The sequence below is a fragment of the Streptomyces sp. UH6 genome, assembly GCF_013421635.1.
GTDB lineage: Bacteria > Actinomycetota > Actinomycetes > Streptomycetales > Streptomycetaceae > Streptomyces > Streptomyces abyssomicinicus.
This window is the reverse complement of sequence record NZ_JACADT010000821.1, coordinates 1-2,569: the sequence shown is the minus strand read 5'-3', so window position 1 is coordinate 2,569 and position 2,569 is coordinate 1. Positions and strand designations below refer to the sequence as shown.

Genomic DNA, 2,569 nt, shown 5'->3' with positions numbered 1-2,569 from the left:
GCGGGCCATGCGGCAGGACCTGGGCCTCACCGAGGCGGAGGCGAAGGACCGCCTCGCCGCGGAGAAGAGCGCGACCGCGCTCGAACCCACGGCGCGCCGCGCCGCCGGCTCCTCCTACGGCGGCTCCTGGTTCGACGCGGAGACCGGGCGGCTTGCCGTCGCCCTCACCTCGGACGCCCCCGACCGCACCCGCCGTGCCGTGGAGGCCACCGGCGCCGAGGTCCGCACCGTCCGGCACGACGCGCGGGAACTGGACGCCGCCCAGCGACGCATCGACCGGCTCGACGCCCCCGAAGGGGTGACCGGCTGGCACGTCGACCCCCGGGCCAACACGGTCGTCGTGAACGTCGCGGACGGAAGCCGGTCCGACGATGCGGTCCGGCACTTCCTCGACCGGGCCCGCGAGGCCGGACCGGTGACCGTCGCGGAGGTCCCGGGCGCGCCGCGCACCCTGGCGGCGGGGACGGTCGGCGGTGACCCCTTCTACACGGGCAACGTCCGCTGCTCCATAGGCTTCTCGGTGGTCGGCGGCTTCGTGACCGCCGGGCACTGCGGTGGAGCCGGCCAGGCGGTCAGCGGCTGGGACCGGAGCTACATCGGCAACATCCAGGGCTCGTCGTTCCCCGAGAACGACTACGCCTGGGTGAACGTCGGCAGCGGCTGGTGGACCGTGCCGGTGGTGCTCGGCTGGGGCACCGTCTCCGACCAGCTGGTGCGCGGCTCCAACGAAGCGCCGGTCGGGGCGTCGATCTGCCGCTCCGGCTCCACCACGCGCTGGCACTGCGGCACCGTGCTGGCCAAGAACGAGACGGTCAACTACAGCCAGGGCGCGGTGCGTCAGATGACCAAGACCAGCGTGTGTGCCGAAGGGGGCGACTCCGGCGGCTCGTTCATCAGCGGCGACCAGGCACAGGGCGTCACCTCCGGCGGGTGGGGCAACTGCTCGACCGGCGGCCAGACCTGGTTCCAGCCGGTGAACGAGATCCTCGGCCGGTACGGGCTCACCCTGGTGACGGCCTGAGAAAGGGGCGGGCGAGGCCGGCCGGGCCCGCCCGCCCGCGTGGCCCCGGGAAGCGTTCTTCCCGGGGTCACGCGCAGGGTCAGCGCAGCTCGAGCAGGTCGGCCAGGCGACGCCAGCCCTCGCGGGGGTGGCGGTCGGGAGAACCGTCGAGCACCTGGAGCGCCACATGGTCGGCGCCCGCGTCGTGGAACTCGGCGAGGCGGGCGCGGACCGTGTCGTCGCTGCCCCAGATCACCACGGAGTCGATCAGCCGGTCGCTGCCGCCCCCCGCGAAGTCCCTGTCCTCGAAGCCCATGCGGAGCCAGTTGTCGGTGTAGTTGGGCAGCCGGGTGTACATGTCCACCGTCTGCCGGGCGATCCGGCGCGCCTCGGCCGGGTCGGAGTTCAGCACCACCTTCACCTCCGGCGCCAGCAGCGCCTCCTTGCCGAGCGTCTCCCGGGCGCGGGCCACGAACTGCGCGTCCACCAGGTACGGGTGGGCGCCCGCCGTCCGCTCGGCCGCCAGCCTCAGCATCTTCGGCCCGAGCGCCGCCAGCGCGCGCGACTCCGGGGGGAGCGGAGCCGAGGCCGCGTCCAGCGCGTCCAGGTAGGCGACCATCGCCGAGTACGGCTTCTGGTAGTTCTTCGCCAGCGGCGCGTGACTGACGCCGAGGCCGAGCAGGAGCCGCCCGGGATGCCGGTCCTCCACCGCCGCCGCCTGCTGGGCGACCATCTCGGCGTCGTACTGCCAGATGCTCAGAATGCCGGTCGCCACCGCGATCCGTGAGGACGCCGCCAGCAGTTCACCGGCGGCCGGCACCGAACCCATCCCGAACCAGACGGCCCCGAAGCCCAGCCTGTCCAGCTCGTCGACGGCCTCCACCGCCTCGTCCCCGCCCTCGCGGAGCTTTCCGCTCCAGATGCCGAAGCGTCCGACGTCCACCATGAGGCACATTCCTTCCGGTCGGCTGCGAGCCATCGTTCCCATGCTCCCAGCAACCCGGGCGAGGGCCCGCATTCCCCGTTCACCCGAACAGCGTCAACGGCTTGATCCGCACCCTCCGAAAGTGGGTTGAACCCCCTGCCCGGCACCGGCACAATCGGCGCACGACGGCGTGTAGCTCAGCCAGCAGAGCGCCAGGCTCGGGACCTGGAGGGCGCGGGGGCGGAACCCGCCACGTCGGCCATGGACGAGAACGCTGAGCAGCAGCACATCGACGCCCCGACCGCACCCGGCGCCTCCACCGGCTATCCGCTCGGACAGCTGGCCAGGGCGCTCACCACCGCGGCGACCCACCACGACCCCGAGGTACGCGCCCGCGCGGAACGCAAGGGCGAGCGCTGGCGCGCCGTGCTGAGCGCCATGAGGCACGGACGGGTGACCGTCGGCTCGCGCGCGCCGGTCGCCGGACTGCCCGTCTGGGTCACCCCCGAGGTGGTCCACGGCGGCTTCGCCACCGGCGCCGCGAGCGCGGGCGGCCCCCTGCTGGAGTACGAACGGCGGGCCGAGCGCCTGGCCGGCGTGTCCGAGGACCGCCACGCGCTGTTCGCCCACTCCCTCGCCGAGGA

Annotated in this window: 2 protein-coding genes, 1 tRNA gene and 1 pseudogene; 3 read left to right on the top strand and 1 reads right to left on the bottom strand. The window is 73.7% G+C overall.

Going from position 1 to position 2,569, the window contains the following annotated elements:
* Nucleotides 1–1,021 (top strand): S1 family peptidase (locus HW445_RS26310; RefSeq protein ID WP_180223375.1); only part of this gene is annotated, 1,021 nt, incomplete at its 5' end.
* Nucleotides 1,022–1,100: 79 nt separating this feature from the next.
* On the opposite strand, the gene HW445_RS26305 is transcribed toward HW445_RS26310, so the two are convergent.
* On the bottom strand, nucleotides 1,101–1,946 hold the full coding sequence (locus HW445_RS26305) for an LLM class F420-dependent oxidoreductase (protein WP_257231301.1): 846 nt from the start codon (nucleotides 1,944–1,946) through the stop codon (nucleotides 1,101–1,103).
* 165 nt (nucleotides 1,947–2,111) lie between these two features.
* Between HW445_RS26305 and HW445_RS26300 the strand changes: the two genes are divergently transcribed.
* Nucleotides 2,112–2,187 (top strand) — tRNA-Pro (locus tag HW445_RS26300).
* Nucleotides 2,187–2,569 (top strand): annotated as a pseudogene (locus HW445_RS26295) (hypothetical protein); the annotation flags it as partial. The gene HW445_RS26300 and the pseudogene HW445_RS26295, both read left to right, overlap by 1 nt.